The organism is Sphingomonas kyungheensis (genome assembly GCF_037120395.1).
GTDB classification, from domain to species: Bacteria; Pseudomonadota; Alphaproteobacteria; order Sphingomonadales; family Sphingomonadaceae; genus Sphingomonas; species Sphingomonas kyungheensis.
The window spans coordinates 115,394-133,000 of the sequence record NZ_JBBBDM010000007.1; the positions used below are offsets into that span (position 1 = coordinate 115,394).

Below are 17,607 nucleotides of genomic sequence, written 5' to 3' on the forward strand. Positions count from 1 at the left end.
AGGCAAGGGAAACTCATGTCCACGTTTCATCGTAATTCGCGCAAGGCCGCGCTGCTCGCAGCGGTGACGCCGTTCGCGATGCTTTATGCCGGTACCGTCTCGGCACAGACGAGCACCGCGCCGACGCAGCCCGCCGCGACGCAGGATAACCTGCCCGCCGCCGAGCAGGATGCCGCCGCCCAGGCCGATGCCGGACGCCAGCTCCAGAGCGCCTCCGGCGACTCGAGCACCGGCGGCGCCGACATCGTCGTCACCGGCTCGCTGTTCCGCCAGGCGATCACGCCGTCGCCGGTCACCACGCTGTCGGCCGAGTCGCTCGATCAGCGCGGCATCGCCACCGTGCAGGACGCGGTGCAGCGCCTGTCGTCGAACAACGGCGCCGCGCTGACCAACTCGTTCACCGCCAACGGCGCCTTCGCCGGCGGTGCGTCGGCGGTGTCGCTGCGCGGCCTGTCGAGCAGCTCGACGCTGGTGCTGTTCGACGGTCTGCGTGCGGCCTATTATCCGCTCGCCGACGACGCGACGCGCAACTTCGTCGACCTCAACACCATTCCCGACGATATCGTCGAGCGGATCGAAGTGCTGCGTGACGGCGCCTCGTCGAGCTACGGCGCGGATGCGATCGCGGGCGTGGTCAACATCATCACCAAGCGCAGCTTCAACGGCGTATCGGGTCGCGCCGAGGCGGGCATCTCGCAGAGCGGCATCGCGCCGACGCAGCGCCTGACGCTGACCGCGGGTACCGGCGATCTCGATGAGAAGGGCTATAACGCCTATATCAGCGGCTTCTATTATCACAGCGGCGGCGTCCGCAATTCGGACCTGCCCTATCCGTTCAATTCGTCGAACCAGACCGGTATCGGCGGCCCGGACAACACGCTCAATGCGGGCACCTTCGGCGCGAGCAACGCTGGCGCCAACATCTATGTGCGGCCGACCGGCGGGACGCAGTACAGCCTGCTCAACAGCCAGTGCCAGACCGGTCAGCCGATCGCCACCGGCGCGACCGGCGCGACGGTCCTCCCCGCGACGATCTGCTCTCAGGACACGGTCAACCAATATGGCACCGTCGCGCCCGAGATCGAGCGGTTCGGTGGTTCGGCCAAGTTCACCGCCAAGATCGGCGATACGTCCGAGGCCTATGCGGAGTTCAACTTCCAGCAGAGCCGCAGCAGCTATTCGGGCACGCCGACGCAGATCTACGCCAACGGTCCGGCAGGCATCTACTTCCAGCCCTATTCGAGCCGGTCGAACTCCGCGTCCTATGCGCCGGGTTCGCAGGCGCTGACGCTGCCGGTGTTCCTGAGCAACGGCCAGCTCAACCCGAACAACCCCTATGCCGCCTCGGGCCAGACCGCGCAGGTGATCGGTCTGCTGCCGACCTCGGTCGAGCGCAACGAGACGCGCAGCCGGGTCTATCGCGGCGCGCTGGGCATCCACGGCACCGTGCTCGGGGACTGGGACTATCGCGTCGACGCGACCGCGATGCACACCGATCTGCGTCGTACCGCCGACGGTTATGTCTACATCCAGCACCTGCTCGATGTGATCGCCGACGGCAGCTACAACTTCCTCAATCCGTCGGCGACCAGCCAGTCGACGCTCAACTATCTGACGCCGACCAACATCACCGACTCCAGCTCCGACCTGTACCAGTTGCAGGCGAGCGTCAGCAAATCGCTGATGCAGCTGCCGGGCGGCGATCTGCAGCTCGGCTTCGGCGGATCGGTCTATTACGAAGCGGTCGACTCGCCCAGCGCCAACTCGGACATCAACGGTCCGACGCAGCGTTACTTCCGCATCAACGCCTTCGGCACCTCGGGCCATCGCACCGTCTCGTCGGCGTTCGGCGAGCTCAACGCGCCGGTGCTCGAGCAGCTGACGCTCAACGCTTCGGGCCGCTATGACCATTATTCGACCGGTCAGAGCAATTTCTCGCCCAAGTTCGGCGCCAAGTTCACGCCGTTCCGCCAGCTGACGCTGCGCGGCACCTATTCGCGCGGCTTCCGCATCCCGAGCTTCGCCGAGGCGAACGCCTTGCCGACCACCGGTTATGTGACCAACTCGGCGGGCCTGTTCAACGATGCGTATCTCGCGCAATATGGGTGCACCACAGCCAACTTCAGCACCGCGTGCCCGACCTACATCCGCTCGGGCAGCTATGGCGCGACGACGCTCGCCACGCCGGACCTGAAGCCCGAAAAGTCGCGCAGCTTCACCGGCGGCGTGGTGTTCGAGCCGCTCCGCAACGTCACGCTGACGGTCGATTACTTCAACATCAAGAAGACCGGGGCGATCACTTCGCTGACCTCGGGTGACGCGCTCCGCGCCTATTATGCCGGCCAGACGATCCCGACCGGCTTCACCATCACGCCGGACGCGGCCGATCCGGCCTTCCCGAATGCGACGCCGCGCGTGCTCTATGTCTCGTCGGCACTGGTCAACGCCAATACGTTGAAGTCGGAGGGTATCGATTTCGGCGCCAACGCCCGCTTCAACTTCGGCGATGTCACCTGGATCAGCAACCTCGACGCGACGTTGCAGCTTGAGCTCAGCACGACCTTCCCGGACGGTCACAAGGAAAGCTATGTCGACACGCTCGGCAACTACAACCTGACCGCTGGTTCGGGCACCTTCCGGTGGCATGGCAACTGGCAGAACACGCTGCTCGTCGGGCCGTATTCGGTGACCGGAACGGTCAACTACACGTCGGGCTACGACCTGTCGGCGGAGGATCAGGGCGGCGTCGCCGGCGATTGCAGCCTTGCGCCGAGCCCGGCCTATACCGGCTGCCGCGTCAAGAGCTACATCACCTTCGATCTCAACACGACGGTCAAGGTCAACGACCAGTTCAGCTTCTACGTCAACGCGCTGAACCTGTTCAATCGCCTGCCCGGCCTCGATCCGGTCACCTACGGCGCCTATCTCTACAACCCGGTGCAGGCCGGCGATGGCATCTACGGCCGCTACTTCCGCGCTGGCGTGAAGTTCAGCCTCTAAGCCGGACGACACTGCAAACGCCTTGGGGGCGGCCTCGTGAGAGGCCGCCCTTTTTTTGTTGTCAAAAAGCAAGGTAACCGCGGCCTTATCGTCGTAATTGCAAGCACTTAGATGGAAGGGCAGTGTTTACCGAGCAGATGGATGAAAATATCATGGCCGGGGGGAAAGCTATTATTATCAGATAATAAGACGGTATTCTGGCCAGCCTGCGCTTTGGATTCCTATGCCTTCACGGTTTGAAGGCGGAGTGACATAAAAACCACGCTATATACCGAAACGGATATATTTAATACTGATCTCTCTTTACATGTCCAATATGGATATGCCTTCTTCTCCCACTGACCCGTCACTTCGACCTGCGGAGGATGGGCGAGGCCAGCCCGAGCATAATGAGGCGGCGAATGTCGCGGCTCCGGGACAAAACAGGGGAAGAGCATGTTGAAGATGTCAAAGATCACCCGCACGGCCTTGCGCAGCAGCGCGGCCCTTACGGCATTGGCGTTGCTTGGTGCCGGTATCGGTATGGTAGGACTTGCTGCTCCCGCAATGGCGCAGGATTATACCCAGGTGAACGCGACCGGCCGGGTGCGTGGGACCGACGGTAAAGCTATTGCCGGAGCGAAGGTCGAGGTAAGGTCAACAGCGCAAGGCTTTACTCGGACAGCGGTGACTGATCAGGACGGCGCCTACGTCATCTCCGCACTGCCACAGGGCACCTATGACTTTACGGTATCCGCCGATGGGTACGAAACATTCACCGACCCTGCCGTTCGGCTGATCCAGGGGCGGGCAGCCAACCAATTCAATCTCCAGCCTAGTGATGCAGGTGCAGCAAGCGACATCGTCGTCACAGCCGGGCGGGTCCAGGTCGTCGATTTCAGCAGCAACACCATCGGCCAGACCGTCGATGTCGCCGATGTCGCGACGCGGGTGCCGGTCGCCCGTGATCTCACCTCCGTGGTGTTGTTGGCGCCCGGTACGACCGGAGGCGACAACCGCTTCGGTTCGGTGCGCGACAACGGTCTGCCCTCGGTCAACGGTTCGTCCGTTTCGGAGAACGTCTATTACGTCAACGGACTGAATATTACCCAATTCCGCAACGGGTTGGGTGCCGTGGCAATTCCGTTCGAATTCTACCAGACCGTTCAGACAAAAACGGGTGGTATTCCCGCCGAATTCGGCCGTTTCACCGGCGGCATGATCAACGCCACGACCAAATCGGGCTCCAATGAGTGGCACGGCGGCATTACCTTCAACTGGCAGCCGAACACGTTGATTTCCAAGACGAAGAATACATTCGCGGCAGATAACGATTCGGCTTATCTCAAGCGCAGCGACTTCATTGCGCAGCTGTCGGGTCCGATCATCAAGGACCATTTGTTCTTCTACGGTATCTACGATGCCGTCGATCTTCGTTGGGGGCAGGGCTATACCGGAAGCGCGTCGGCGACACAGACGGGACCGGCAGGATGTGCCAGCAATCCCACGATGTGCGCCGATTACGCCGATCTCCGCAAGGCGGGTCAGCAATTGGTCGGCACGTCCTACAGCCGTAACGCGAATACCAGCCCGTTCTGGGGCGGCAAGGTGGATGCCGTCATCGTCGATGGTCAGCGGCTGGAGGCGACCTATTGGAACACGAGCGGAAAACAGATCGAGGAAATTTACGGAACCAGTCAATACACGCTGGCAAGCGGCCAGCGTTATAATCCGAACACGAACGCTCCCGGCGGGTATGTGACGAGCAACGTCTACCGCTCGGGCGGCGAGAATTATGTGTTTCGTTATACGGGTAGCTTCACCAACTGGCTGACGTTGTCGGCTGCCTATGGCGTCAACAAGAACAGCGAAACGACGGAGTCTGGCGCGCCCGATCTGCCCTACGTACTCGAGCAGCGTAACGGCGCAAACAGCAGCATCGGCAACACCGTATCGAATGCGTCGCTGAATTTCGACAAGCGGACTTTCTATCGCGCAGACGCCGACCTGCGTTTCTCTCTACTCGGGTCCCATCATATTCGCGGCGGCTATGACCGTGAGGATCTCGACGAAACGTCGACGACGATTGCCAATGGTGGCGCGCAATATACGCTCCTCACTGCGTCTGGCGACGCTACGACGATCGATCCCACGGTCGGTTTGCCGGGTGGCACGCCTTACGCCGTGGCTCGCGCATTTAAGACGGGTGGGCAGTTCGCAACCCGCAATACCGCTTTCTATGCGCAGGATGAGTGGCGATTGTTCCAAGAGCGGATCAACCTCAACCTCGGCGTTCGCAACGACCGGTTCGAAAATCGCAATGCCGCCGGACAGACGTTCTTCCTCGCCAAGAATCAATGGTCGCCACGTCTTGGCGGCAGCATCGATCCTATGGGTGACGGGCGGACCAAGTTTTTCGGGTCATTCAGCCGCTATTACTTGCCGGTCGCGGTGAACACCAACGTCCGGCTTGCCGGCAGCGAACTCGACTATAACGCCTATTACGTGCTGAACGGTCTGTCGGCAACGAACGTACCGATCCTCGGCGCGCCGGTCACCACGGGAGCGGGGTTCACAGCCTGTCCTGGCAACTCACCCGCGGGAACCGCGTGCGTCGTCAGCCACGACGGCACGGTGCCGAGCACCGCTTCCGTCGTGGCTGCCAATCTGAAACCGCAATCGGTCGACGAGATCGTGTTCGGTATCGAACGGCGCCTGGGTCACCGTATCCGGCTCGCCTTCAATTTCACACAGGCGAAGCTCAACAACTCGCTGGAAGACGCATCACTCGATCAGGCGATCGTCCCCTATTGCATTGCGCAGGGTAAGGCTGCGTCCGACTGTCGGTCGATCTGGAGCGGGGTCGAGCAATTCGCGCTGATCAACCCGGGCCGTGATGTCGTCGTGACGCTGAGCGATCCGCTGCCCGGCGAGACATCGGCCAGAACGGTTATGCTATCATCCGCGGCCCTCCAATACCCGCTGGCGCAACGGACCTATCGCGGTGTGACGTTCGCACTGGATCGGGAGTCGGATGGCAAGTGGGAGCTGCACGCCAACTATACCTATTCCAAGCTGGTCGGAAATATCGAAGGAGGCGTCCGTTCCGACAACGGCCAGAGCGACTCCGGCTTGACGACGGCGTTCGATCTCCCGGCGCTGGTCGACGGCACTTATGGATATCTGCCCAACGATCGCCGTCACAACCTGAAGGTCTGGGGGTCATACAAGTTTGCCGACTGGCTGACGCTCGGGGTCAATGCCAACGTGATGTCACCGCGCAAATTCGGCTGCTACGGTCGTGCGCCGGCCAGTCGCGATTTCGATGCGACCGCGCCCGGCGGCATCACGGGCCTGTATTACAAGACCAGCGGTGCCTATTGCGACGTGGCGAACGGCAAAGTCGTTCGGGATCCCACCGGCTTCACGGTCATCAACGATCGATTTGACCGGGTGGGCGGCGTGCGGCCGACGACGCTCGGCCTCGTGCCCCGCGGTTCGCAATTGACGGCCGCCTGGCTGGCGCAAGTCAACCTCGATGCGACGGTGGCGTTGCCGACCGACGCATTCAATGGTTTCCTGCGTCTTTCGGTATTCAACGTCTTCAATGCCCAACCGGCGCTGCGTCTGTCGGAGACGGGGACGACATCGGCAGGCGCACCGTTACCGACCTATTCCCTGCCGGTTCAGTACAATCTGGGGCGTGCGGCCCGGATCCAGCTGGGCGTCGCATTCTGACGCGATCCGGGGATGACAAGAAGGGGCCGGCGATCACCGGCCCCTTTTCTATCACCCCGCCCGCAACACCAGCGCCCCGTCGCCCTCGTCTACCCGCACGGTCATGCCGTCCTTGACCTCGCCGCGCAGGATCATCTCGGCGAGCGGGTCCTGCAGGTAGCGCTGTACCGCGCGTTTGAGCGGGCGGGCGCCGTAGACCGGGTCGTAGCCGACCCGTCCCAGCCAGGTGCGTGCCGCGTCGGTGAGGTCGAGCGTCACCTTGCGGTCGGCGAGCAGCTTGCCGACGCGGGCGACCTGGATGTCGACGATCGGTGCCATATGGCTCTGCCCCAGCCGGTGGAACAGGATCACCTCGTCGAGCCGGTTGAGGAATTCGGGGCGGAAATGCGCGCGCACCACCTCCATCACCTGCGGCTCGACGCTCTCGACATCCTGCCCGTCCTCGACCGCGGCGAGATAATGCGAGCCGAGGTTGGAGGTGAGGATGATCAGCGTGTTGCTGAAATCCACCGTCCGCCCCTGGCCGTCGGTCAGCCGCCCGTCGTCGAGTACCTGGAGCAGCACGTTGAACACGTCGCCATGCGCCTTCTCGACCTCGTCGAACAGCACGACCTGATAGGGCCGGCGCCGCACCGCCTCGGTCAGCACGCCGCCTTCCTCATAGCCGACATAGCCCGGCGGTGCGCCGATCAGCCGGGCGACCGCATGCTTCTCCATGAATTCGCTCATGTCGATCCGCACCATCGCCGACGGGTCGTCGAACAGGAATTCGGCGAGCGCCTTGGTCAGCTCGGTCTTGCCGACGCCGGTCGGGCCGAGGAACAGGAAGCTGCCGAGCGGCCGGTTCGGGTCCTGCAAGCCGGCGCGCGCGCGCCGCACCGCGGTGGAGACCGCGCGCACCGCCTGCGCCTGGCCGATCACGCGCTGGCCGATCACCTCTTCCATGCGCAGCAATTTGTCGCGCTCGCCCTGTAGCATCCGGTCGACGGGTATGCCGGTCCAGCGGCTGACCACGCCGGCGATATCGTCGGCGGTGACCTCCTCGCGCAGCATCGCGCCCTGCGTCGCACCCTGCGCCTCGGCGAGCTGCTTCTCCAGCGTCGGGATGCGCCCGTAGGCGAGCTCGCCCGCCTTGGCGAGGTCGCCCTGGCGCTGCGCCTGCTCGAGTTCGAGCCGCGCGGCGTCGAGCTGCTCCTTGAGCCTTGCCTCGCCGGCGATCTTGTCCTTCTCCGCCTGCCAGCGGCGGGTCAGCTCGCCGGATTGCTCCTCGAGATTGGCGAGTTCCTCCTCCAGCGCGGCATATCGGTCGCGCGACGCCCTGTCGGTCTCGCGGCGCAGCCCCTCCCGCTCGATCTTGAGGCGCAGGATGCGGCGGTCGAGCGCCTCGATCTCCTCGGGCTTGCTTTCCACTTCCATGCGGATGCGGCTGGCGGCCTCGTCCATCAGGTCGATCGCCTTGTCGGGGAGGAAGCGATCGGTGATGTAGCGGTTGGACAGCGTCGCCGCGGCGACCAGCGCGCCGTCGGTGATCCGCACGCCATGGTGCAGCTCGTACTTCTCCTTGAGCCCGCGCAGGATGCTGATCGTATCCTCGACCGTCGGCTCGCCGACGAAGACGGGCTGGAACCGCCGCTGGAGCGCCGGGTCCTTCTCGACATATTTGCGATATTCGTCGAGCGTCGTCGCGCCGACGCAGTGCAGCTCGCCACGCGCCAGCGCGGGCTTGAGCAGATTGCCCGCATCCATCGCGCCTTCGGATTTGCCCGCGCCGATCAATTGATGCATCTCGTCGATGAACAGGACGATCTGCCCCTCGGCCTGCTTGACCTCGTCGATCACGCCCTTGAGGCGCTCCTCGAACTCGCCGCGATATTTGGCGCCGGCGATCAGCGCTCCCATGTCGAGCGCCATCAGCGTCTTGTCCTTGAGGCCGTCGGGCACGTCGCCATTGGCGATGCGCAGCGCCAGCCCCTCGACGATCGCGGTCTTGCCGACGCCGGGCTCGCCGATCAGCACCGGATTGTTCTTGGTGCGGCGGGCGAGCACCTGGATCGTGCGGCGGATCTCCTCGTCCCGGCCGATCACGGGATCGAGCTTGCCGTCGCGCGCCGCCTGGGTCAGGTCGCGGGCGAATTTCTTGAGCGCGTCGTAGCGATCCTCGGCACCGGCGGTATCGGCGGTGCGGCCGCCGCGCAGCTGGTTGATCGCGCCGTTGAGCGCATCGGCGGTGACCCCCGCAGCGGCGAGCGCCCGGCCCGCGGCGGTGGTCGTCGCCAGCGTCAGCGCGAGCAGCAGCCGCTCGACGGTGACGAAGCTGTCGCCTGCCTTCTGCGCGATCTGCTCGGCCTGGTCGAGCACGCGTACCGTGTCATTGTCGAGGCCCGGCGTCGTCTGCGCCCCCGATCCCGACACCGCCGGGATTTTGGCGAGCGCCGCATCGATCTCGCTGGTGGCGCGGCGCGCGTCGCCGCCCGCTGCGGTGATCAGGCCTGCCGCCATGCCCTGCTCGTCCTCGAGCAAGGCCTTGGCGATATGTTCGGGCGCGATCCGCTGGTGGTTCATGCGGATCGCAACTGTCTGCGCCGATTGGAGAAATCCTTTGGCGCGGTCTGTAAATCGTTCGAGGTTCATACCATCCCCTTCCATCTCTGCACCGCGATGTAGTGTTGCTTTTGTGCAACACAAGGGTATCGCGGCGGTCAGTCGGCACAAAACGACCAGACGCGAAAAAGCGCGGCACGTCGCTTGCCAGTGTTCGCCGCCCGTCTATGCTCGACCCCAACACACAAAGTGACCGACTGGGGGATTCTATTCTGATGACGAAGCTTATCGCACTTGCCGGCGTCGCGTCGATCGCATGGCTCGCGCCGCTCCAGGCGCAGACGCCCGCCGCAGCCGCACCCGCGATCAAGGCCGCGCCGGTCGCCGCGCTCGTCCGCTCGGTCGATATCCCGTATCAGCAATTCACGCTCGCCAACGGGTTGCGCGTCGTCGTCCATACCGATCGCAAGGCGCCGGTCGTCGCAGTCAGCGTCTGGTATGACGTCGGCTCGAAGCACGAGCCCAAGGGCTCGACCGGCTTCGCGCATCTGTTCGAGCATCTGATGTTCAACGGGTCGGAGAATGCGCCCGGCGATTTCTTCGCGCCGCTCAAGCAGGTCGGCGCGACCGACTTCAACGGCACGACCTATTACGATCGCACCAACTATTTCGAGACGGTGCCGACCGCGGCGCTGGAGCGGGCGCTGTTCCTCGAATCGGACCGGATGGGCTATCTGACCGGTGCGATCACCCAGGGCGTGCTCGACGAGCAGCGCGGCGTCGTCCAGAACGAGAAGCGGCAGGGCGACAACCGTCCCTATGGCCTCGAAGGCTATGCGGTGACGGAAAATTTGTTCCCGGCGACGCACCCCTATGGCCATGACACGATCGGTTCGATGGCCGATCTCGACGCGGCCAGCCTCGACACGGTGAAAAACTGGTTCCGCAGCCATTACGGCCCCAACAATGCGGTGCTGGTGCTCGCCGGCGACATCGATGCCGCCACCGCGCGGCCGCTGGTCGAGAAATATTTCGGGGGGATCAAGGCCGGGCCGAAGAGCGTGCTGCCTGCCGCGCCGGTCGTCACGCTGCCGGCGGCGAAGACGGTGACGCTCAAGGATCGCGTCGCGGCGACGATGATCACGCGCAACTGGGTGGTGCCCGGGCTCAACGACAAGGATGCCGCGCCGCTCGAGGTCGCGGCCGGCGTGCTCGGCGGCATGGCCTCATCGCGCCTGACCAATGTGCTGATCCGGCAGGAGAAGCTGTTCACCTCCGTGGCGGCGGACAACAGTGCCTTCGCGCAGGTCGGCACCTTCTCGATCGAGGGGCTGGTGCGGCCCGGCGTCGATCCGGCGATGGCGGCGCAGCGGCTCGACGCGGTGGTCGCCGACTTCCTGCGCACCGGGCCGACGCAGGACGAGGTGTCGCGCTTCGTCACCACCCGCGTCGCCGGCCGCATCCGCGGGCTCGAGGCGGTCGGCGGCTTCGGCGGCAAGGCGGTCGCGCTCGCCGAGGGGGCGCTCTATTCGAACGATCCGGGCTTCTACAAGAAGCAGCTCGCCGATCTCGCCAGGCAGACGCCGGCGAGCGTCAAGGCGGCGGCGGACAAGTGGCTGAGCCGTCCGGTGCTCGCGGTCAACGTCGTTCCCGGCGCGCGCGATGCCTATGCCGAGGCGAAGGTGCCGCCAAAGGTCGATGTCGCCGCCGCGCCCGAACAGCCCGCCAAGGGCACGCGCGGGACGATCCCGCCGGTCGGCGCGACGCCGGAGCTCGCCTTCCCCAAGGTCGCGCGCAGCCGCCTGTCGAACGGCATCGAACTGGTCTACGCGCAGCGCACCGCGGTGCCGGTGACCCAGGCGGTGCTGAGCTTCGATGCCGGCTATGCCGCCGACGTCGACGGCAAGCTCGGCACGCAGCTCGTCGCGCTCAACATGCTCGACGAGGGCACGGAGCATTATGACGTCAACGCGCTCGCCGAAGCGCGCGAACGGCTCGGCATGCAGCTGTCCGCCGGCGCCGGCAACGACCGCAGCACCGTTTCGATGGGCGTGCCGAGCGCCAACCTCGGCCCGGCGCTCGACCTGTTCGCCGAAGTCGCGCGGCGGCCGGCCTATCGCGACGCCGATGTCGCGCGCTTCAAGGCGCAGCAGGTCGCGCAGATCCAGCAGGAGCTGACCAACCCCGGTTCGCTCGCGCAGCGGATGTCGACGCGCATCCTCGCCGCCGGCACGCCTTATGCCAAGGCGCAGGGCAGCGGTGACCCGGTCGCGGTGGCGAGCCTCACCCCCGCCGACCTGCGCCGCTTCCAGCAGGCGTGGCTGCGTCCCGACAAGGCGAAGATCTTCGTCGTCTCCGACCGTCCGCTCGCCGAGGTGCAGGCGGCGCTCGAAGCCCGCTTCGGCGACTGGACCGGAACCGGACCGGCCGGCAGCAAGACGTTCGGCGGCACCGTCGCGGCGCTCAAGCCCGGCATCGTCCTGGTCGATCGCCCGGACAGCCCGCAGTCGATCCTCGTCGGCGGCCAGCGTACCGGGCTCAAGGGCACCGACGACCTGCTCGTGCTCAACACGGTCAACGACGCGCTCGGCGGCAGCTTCCTCAGCCGGCTCAACATGGATCTGCGCGAGGAGAAGCATTGGTCCTATGGCGCCGGCGGCCGCTTCCAGCCGTCCGAATTCGCCGCGCCCTATCTGCTCCAGGCCGGCGTGCAGGCGGACAAGACCGGCCCGGCGCTCGCCTCGGCCCGCGACGACGTCGCGCAGTTCGTCACCAGCAAGCCGATGAGCGAGGCCGAATTCGATCTCGCGATCAAGGGCGCGACGCTGCAGCTGCCGGGGCAGTTCGAAACGTCGCAGGCGGTGCTCGGCGCGATGCAGGCGAACGACCTGTTCAAGCGGCCCGACGATTATTACGCGACGGTGGCGACCCGCTATCGCGCGATGACGCTGCCGCAGCTGCGCGCCGCCGCGGCGCAGACGATCGATCCCGCCAAGCTGACCTGGATCGTCGTCGGCGATGCCGCCAAGGTCAAGCCGCAGCTTGACAGTCTCGGCCTGCCGGTCGAGGTCGTCCCGGCACGTGCCGTCGCCGGCGTCCCCGCCGGCACCACCACCGCGGCGCGATGAGGAGAGAATAATGGCTGAGGTCGATGGCAGCTGGGATTGCACCGTTAAGTCGCCGCTGGGCGACCAGAACCTGACGCTGACCGTGACCAGCGACGGCGCCGGCTTCACCGGCACCGCCTCGGGCGCGATGGGATCGAGCGATGTCTCGGGCGAGGTCGACGGCAACACCCTCCGCTGGAAGCAGCAGATGACCGTGCCGATGCCGATGACGCTCGACTGCGAGGCGACTGCCGAGGGCGACACGCTGACCGGCACGGTGGGTGCGGGCGCGTTCGGCAGCTTCCCGCTGTCGGGCAAGCGCAGCGCCTGAGTCGACGGGCGGGCGGCGCGAATCCGCGCGCTTGCTTTGCCGGCAATAATCGCGACACATTACGGCCCGCCTTCCACCCGGAGGCGGGCCGTTTCGTGCCGAGGTTGCCGCTTATGATCCGTTCGCTGTTCGCCGCCTGCGCCCTGTCCGCACTCGCCACCGCCGCCGTGGCCGGCGCGCAGAGTTACGACGAGCGCCCCGCCAAGCTGGCGCCGCGCGACACCCATTACGAATACGTCCGCCGCGCGGTCGACATCCCGATGCGCGACGGCGTCAAGCTCCACACCGTCATCGTCATCCGCAAGGGCACGCGCGATGCGGGGATCCTGCTCACCCGCACCCCCTATGACGCCGACGAGCAGACCAAGGCGGACAGCGGCACTTTTGCCGGCATCCTGGCGCATGGCGACGGCCCGTGGGACGTGATCGCCGCCGACGGCTATATCCGCGTCATCCAGGACGTGCGCGGCATGCACGGCAGCCAGGGCATCACGCTGATGAACCCGACGCCGGCGGGATCGCCCAACAATCCGACCAAGACCGACGATTCGACCGACACGTATGACACGATCGCCTGGCTGGTGAAGAACGTGCCGGAGAGCAACGGCCGGGTCGGGATCAGCGGCATCAGCTATGACGGGTTCCTGCCGCTGATGGCGCTGATCAACCCGCATCCGGCGCTCAAGGTGTCGGTGCCGATGAACCCGATGGTCGACGGCTGGCGCGGCGACGACTGGTTCCACAATGGCGCGTTCCGCCAGATCGGCCTGTCCTATATGCTCGGCCAGCAGGGTACGCGCGATGCCAGCACGCCTTGGGTGACCGACACCGCCGACGATTACGACTATTGGCTGCGCAACGTCTCGGCGGGGGCGGTCGCCAAGGCGCAGGGGGTCGACCAGGCATCGGGCTTCTATCGCAAGGTCGCCGCGCATCCCGCCTATGACACCTATTGGTCGAGCGCGGCGATGGACAAGATCCTCGCCGCGCAGCCGCTCAAGGTGCCGACGATGCTGGTCGCCGGGCTGTGGGACCAGGAGGATATCTACGGCGCGCCCGCGGTCTATCGCGCGCTCGAGCCCAAGGACACGCGGAACGACATGGTCTTCCTGACGCTCGGTCCCTGGTATCATGGCCAGGAGATCGGCGACGGCAGCAACCTCGGCGCGATCAAATGGGATCAGGACACCGCCAAATGGTGGCGCTGGCATGTGCTGCGGCCGTTCCTCGCGCATTATCTGAAGAGCGACCAGCCGGCGATGGACGTCGCGCCGGTCACCGCCTTCCGCACCGGCACCAACGAATGGCAGCGGATGCAGGCGTGGACGCAGCCGACCCCGACGCCGCTCTACCTCAAGCCCGGCGGCGCGCTCGGCTTCGACGCGGCGGCCGGCACGGCGCAGACGGTCGATTACATCAGCGATCCGGCGCATCCGGTGTCGTATCGCGTCCGCCCGACCAAGCCGATGTATGCCGAAGGCTCGACGTGGAAGAACTGGTTGGTCGACGATCAGCGCGGCGTTTCCGGGCGGCCCGATGTCGTCACCTTCACCACCGACGTGCTGACCCAGCCGGTGACGATCGCCGGCACGCCCGAGGTGCATCTGACCGCCGCGACCAGCGGCACGGACAGCGACTGGGTGGTCAAGCTGGTCGACGTCTATCCCGAAGAGATGCCCAAGCATGAGGAGATGGCCGGCTATCAGCTCGCCGTCGCGATGGACATCTTCCGCGGCCGCTATCGCGAGGACCTTGCCGTCGCCAAGCCGATCGCCGCGAACACGCCGCTGCCCTATCGCTTCGCTTTGCCCGAGACCAATCACGTCTTCCTGCCCGGGCATCGCATCATGGTGCAGGTGCAGTCGAGCTGGTTCCCGCTCTACGACCGCAATCCGCAGACCTTCGTCCCCAACATCTTCTTTGCGCAGCCGAAGGACTATGTGACGGCGACGCAGAAGATCACCGTCAGCGGGCCGGACGCGAGCTATATCGCGCTGCCGGTGGTTAAATGACGGCGGGCCGGTGAGCCATCGCCATGCCCCTGACCGCAGCGCGCTGGCGCTGGCGATCGGGGTGCATGGCGCGCTGGTCCTGCTCTGGCTGATGACGGCGTGGCCCCCGCCCGGCGTGCCGACGCGGCCGGAGGCGGCGCTGACGCTGTTCGATGTCGCGCCACCACCGCCACCACCGCCGCCACCGCCGCCGGAACGCCCGCCGCCGCCTTTGCCGCCGGCACGCGCCGCGCCGCCGCCCCGTGCCGCGCCCGCGGGCGGATCACCACCGGCAGCAGCGCCGGCGCCGCAGGTCGATACGACGCCGGACGTGCTCGCCCCGCCGCTGCCGCCGCCGCCGAGCCTCGTCTCCCCCTTCGGCAGCGATTCGGCGGTCGTGCAGCTTGCCGGCAGCGGGACGGCGGGCACGGGCGCCGGTGAGGGGAGCGGCGTCGGCCTGGGGGCGGGGAGCGGCGCCGGCGGCGACGGCAAGGCGCATTATGCCAAGGCGTCGTGGATCTATCGGCCGACCGATGCCGAGCTGCGCCGGTTCTGGCCTGCCGAGGCGGTGCGGCGGCATATCTCGGGGCGGGTGATCCTCGCCTGCGCGGTGCCACGCTCGGGCCGGCCAGAGCGGTGCGCCGTGCTGATCGAAACTCCCGCCGACATGGGGTTCGGCGCCGCGGCGCTGGCGATGCAGCCGCTGTTCCGGATCCGGCCGGTGCTGCGCAACGGCAAGGTCGTCGCGCTGCCGATCCTCGTTCCCGTCGCCTTCGATACGCCGCCGCTGCGCAAGCGATAGTGGTGAGCGGTCAGCGCGTGACGCGGGTGATATGCCCCATCTTGCGACCCGGTCGCGGCGCGCCCTTGCCGTAGAGATGGACGTGCGCCCCCGCCTCGGCGAGCGCCGGCTGCCAGGGATCGTCGCCGATGAGATTGTCGAGCCGCACCTGCGTCCCGGTCAGCGCGGTGCTGCCGAGCGGCAGGCCGCAGATCGCGCGGATATGGTTCTCGAACTGCGAGGTCTCGGCGCCCTCGATCGTCCAATGGCCCGAATTGTGGACGCGTGGCGCCATTTCGTTGAATACCGGCCCGTCGGCGGTGGCGAAGAATTCGCAGGCGAGCACGCCGACATAGTCGAGCTCGGCGGCGATGCGGCAGGCGAGCGCGGTCGCCGCTTCGGCCTGATCGCGGATCGCCGCCGGCGCGGGGACGGTCGAGCTGCGCAGGATCGCCTCGTGATGGACGTTGTGCGGCGGCGCATAGCGGACGGTCGCGCCATCGGTCCCGCGCGCGATGAGGATCGAGAATTCGTGGCTGAAGGTGACGAATCCCTCGAGCACCGCCGGCCCGCCGATCGCCGCCCAGGCCGATGCGGCGTCTTCGCGGCGGGCGATCACCGCCTGGCCCTTGCCGTCATAGCCGAAGCGCGTCGTCTTGAGGATCGCCGGGCAGCCGATGCGGGCGATCGCGGCGTCGAGATCGGCCTCGCTCGCTACCGCCGTCCAGGGCGCCGGCCGGCCGCCGACCGTCTCGACGAAGCGCTTCTCGGCGATGCGATCCTGCGCGACGCGCAGGCCGGCGGGGGCGGGGTGGACGGCGACCCGCGCCGCCAGCCACTCCACCGGCGCGACGTCGATATTCTCGAACTCATAGGTGACGACGTCGCAGGCGCCGGCGAAGGCGGCGAGCGCGTCGCGGTCGTCATACTCGGCGCGGGTAAGCTGCGAGGCGGTCTGCGCGGCGACGCTCTCGTCGTCGGGGGCGAGGATGTGCGTGGCATAGCCGAGCTGGGCCGCGGCGACGGCGAGCATCCGCCCGAGCTGGCCGCCGCCGAGGATGCCGATCGTGCTGCCGGGGGCGAGCATCAGGCCGGCTCGTCCGCGACCGCCTCGGTCTGCCGCTGCCGCCAGGCCTGCAAGCGCTGCGACAGCGCTTCGTCCTGCGTCGCGAGGATCGCGGCGGCGAGCAGCCCGGCGTTGACCGCGCCCGCCTTGCCGATCGCCAGCGTGCCGACCGGGATGCCGGCGGGCATCTGGACGATCGACAACAGGCTGTCCTGGCCGGACAGCGCCTTGCTTTGCACCGGCACGCCGAGCACCGGCAGATGCGTCATCGCCGCCGCCATGCCGGGCAGATGCGCCGCGCCGCCCGCGCCGGCGATCACCACCTTGAGTCCGCGGCCCGCCGCGCCCTTGGCATAGTCATAGAGCCGGTCCGGGGTGCGATGCGCCGAGACGACCTTGGTCTCGTGCGGCACGTCGAGTTCGGCGAGCACCGCCGCCGTATGCCGCATCGTGTCCCAATCGGACGTCGAACCCATGATGATGCCGACCAAAGTCATCCTCGGCGGTTAGCCGCAGCCGACGGGGAGGGCAACGGTCCGCATCCCGGCCTTGCCTGTATTTTGGGCAACATGGACAAGATGGACACCTTGATCGAAACGATCCGGGCCGATCGTTTCGAATTCGGTGACGATCGAAGTCACGATGAGACAGAGCGGGGTGGGTATAGCGCCGGCGGGACGTGTAGGACAGGGGGCTGTGCCTTGGCCTTGGCTCCGCCGCCGCGGGCGCTTCGCCATCCCGGACTTGGTCCGGGATTCACCGTGCCGCGATCTTGACGGCGGCCGCTGCTGCGGAACCGTGGATGCCGGGACGAGGCAGGCATGACGCCGATTACGGGGCGCCGATTAGGGGGAGGAGCGAACCGCCCCGGCGAAGGCCGGGACCCGGATGGCAACCGGCGTGGCCGTTGGCGGGGCTTCACCCAACTGGACCCCGGCCTTCGCCGGGGTGGTAAGGTGGGGGCGGTGCGCCGCGGAACACGTTCGGAGTGACGGCGCGTTTCTGGGGCAACGCCGGGACTAGCTCAGTATTCCCGCGCAGGCGGGAATCCAGTGGCCAAGCAGAACAACGGC

General features: G+C 66.5%; 9 protein-coding genes. 6 read left to right on the forward strand and 3 right to left on the reverse strand.

Annotation, left to right across the window (positions count from 1 at the left end; all coding sequences use genetic code 11):
- Nucleotides 1-15: 15 nt before the first annotated feature.
- Both V8201_RS14025 and V8201_RS14030 read left to right on the forward strand, forming a co-directional pair.
- Nucleotides 16-3,000, forward strand: coding sequence for a TonB-dependent receptor domain-containing protein (locus V8201_RS14025; RefSeq protein WP_336545672.1), 2,985 nt, complete (start codon nucleotides 16-18; stop codon nucleotides 2,998-3,000).
- Nucleotides 3,001-3,435: 435 nt separating this feature from the next.
- Complete coding sequence (locus V8201_RS14030) at nucleotides 3,436-6,717, forward strand: TonB-dependent receptor (protein ID WP_336545673.1); 3,282 nt, start codon at nucleotides 3,436-3,438, stop codon at nucleotides 6,715-6,717.
- Nucleotides 6,718-6,768: 51 nt separating this feature from the next.
- On the opposite strand, the gene clpB is transcribed toward V8201_RS14030, so the two are convergent.
- Entirely contained in the window at nucleotides 6,769-9,348 is a 2,580-nt protein-coding gene (clpB, locus tag V8201_RS14035) for an ATP-dependent chaperone ClpB (RefSeq protein WP_336545674.1), read from the reverse strand.
- A gap of 185 nt (nucleotides 9,349-9,533) precedes the next feature.
- Between clpB and V8201_RS14040 the strand changes: the two genes are divergently transcribed.
- The 4 genes from V8201_RS14040 (at nucleotide 9,534) to V8201_RS14055 (ending at nucleotide 15,489) form a co-directional block, all read left to right on the forward strand.
- A complete protein-coding gene (locus V8201_RS14040) occupies nucleotides 9,534-12,386 on the forward strand; it encodes a M16 family metallopeptidase (RefSeq protein WP_336545675.1) in 2,853 nt (950 codons plus the stop codon).
- Nucleotides 12,387-12,396: 10 nt separating this feature from the next.
- Nucleotides 12,397-12,696 (forward strand): hypothetical protein, encoded by a 300-nt coding sequence (locus V8201_RS14045; RefSeq protein ID WP_037531706.1) that lies wholly within the window; start codon nucleotides 12,397-12,399, stop codon nucleotides 12,694-12,696.
- Between the two features lie 113 nt (nucleotides 12,697-12,809).
- A complete protein-coding gene (locus V8201_RS14050; RefSeq protein ID WP_336545676.1) occupies nucleotides 12,810-14,708 on the forward strand; it encodes a CocE/NonD family hydrolase in 1,899 nt (632 codons plus the stop codon).
- Nucleotides 14,709-14,718: 10 nt separating this feature from the next.
- Nucleotides 14,719-15,489 (forward strand): TonB family protein, encoded by a 771-nt coding sequence (locus tag V8201_RS14055; RefSeq protein ID WP_336545677.1) that lies wholly within the window; start codon nucleotides 14,719-14,721, stop codon nucleotides 15,487-15,489.
- Between the two features lie 10 nt (nucleotides 15,490-15,499).
- Here the strand turns inward: V8201_RS14055 and V8201_RS14060 are convergent, their stop codons facing one another.
- Both V8201_RS14060 and purE read right to left on the reverse strand, forming a co-directional pair.
- A complete protein-coding gene (locus tag V8201_RS14060; RefSeq protein WP_336545678.1) occupies nucleotides 15,500-16,555 on the reverse strand; it encodes a 5-(carboxyamino)imidazole ribonucleotide synthase in 1,056 nt (351 codons plus the stop codon).
- Entirely contained in the window at nucleotides 16,555-17,031 is a 477-nt protein-coding gene (gene purE, locus V8201_RS14065; protein WP_271299944.1) for a 5-(carboxyamino)imidazole ribonucleotide mutase, read from the reverse strand. Before purE ends, V8201_RS14060 begins: the two co-directional genes overlap by 1 nt.
- Between the last annotated feature and the right edge of the window lie 576 nt (nucleotides 17,032-17,607).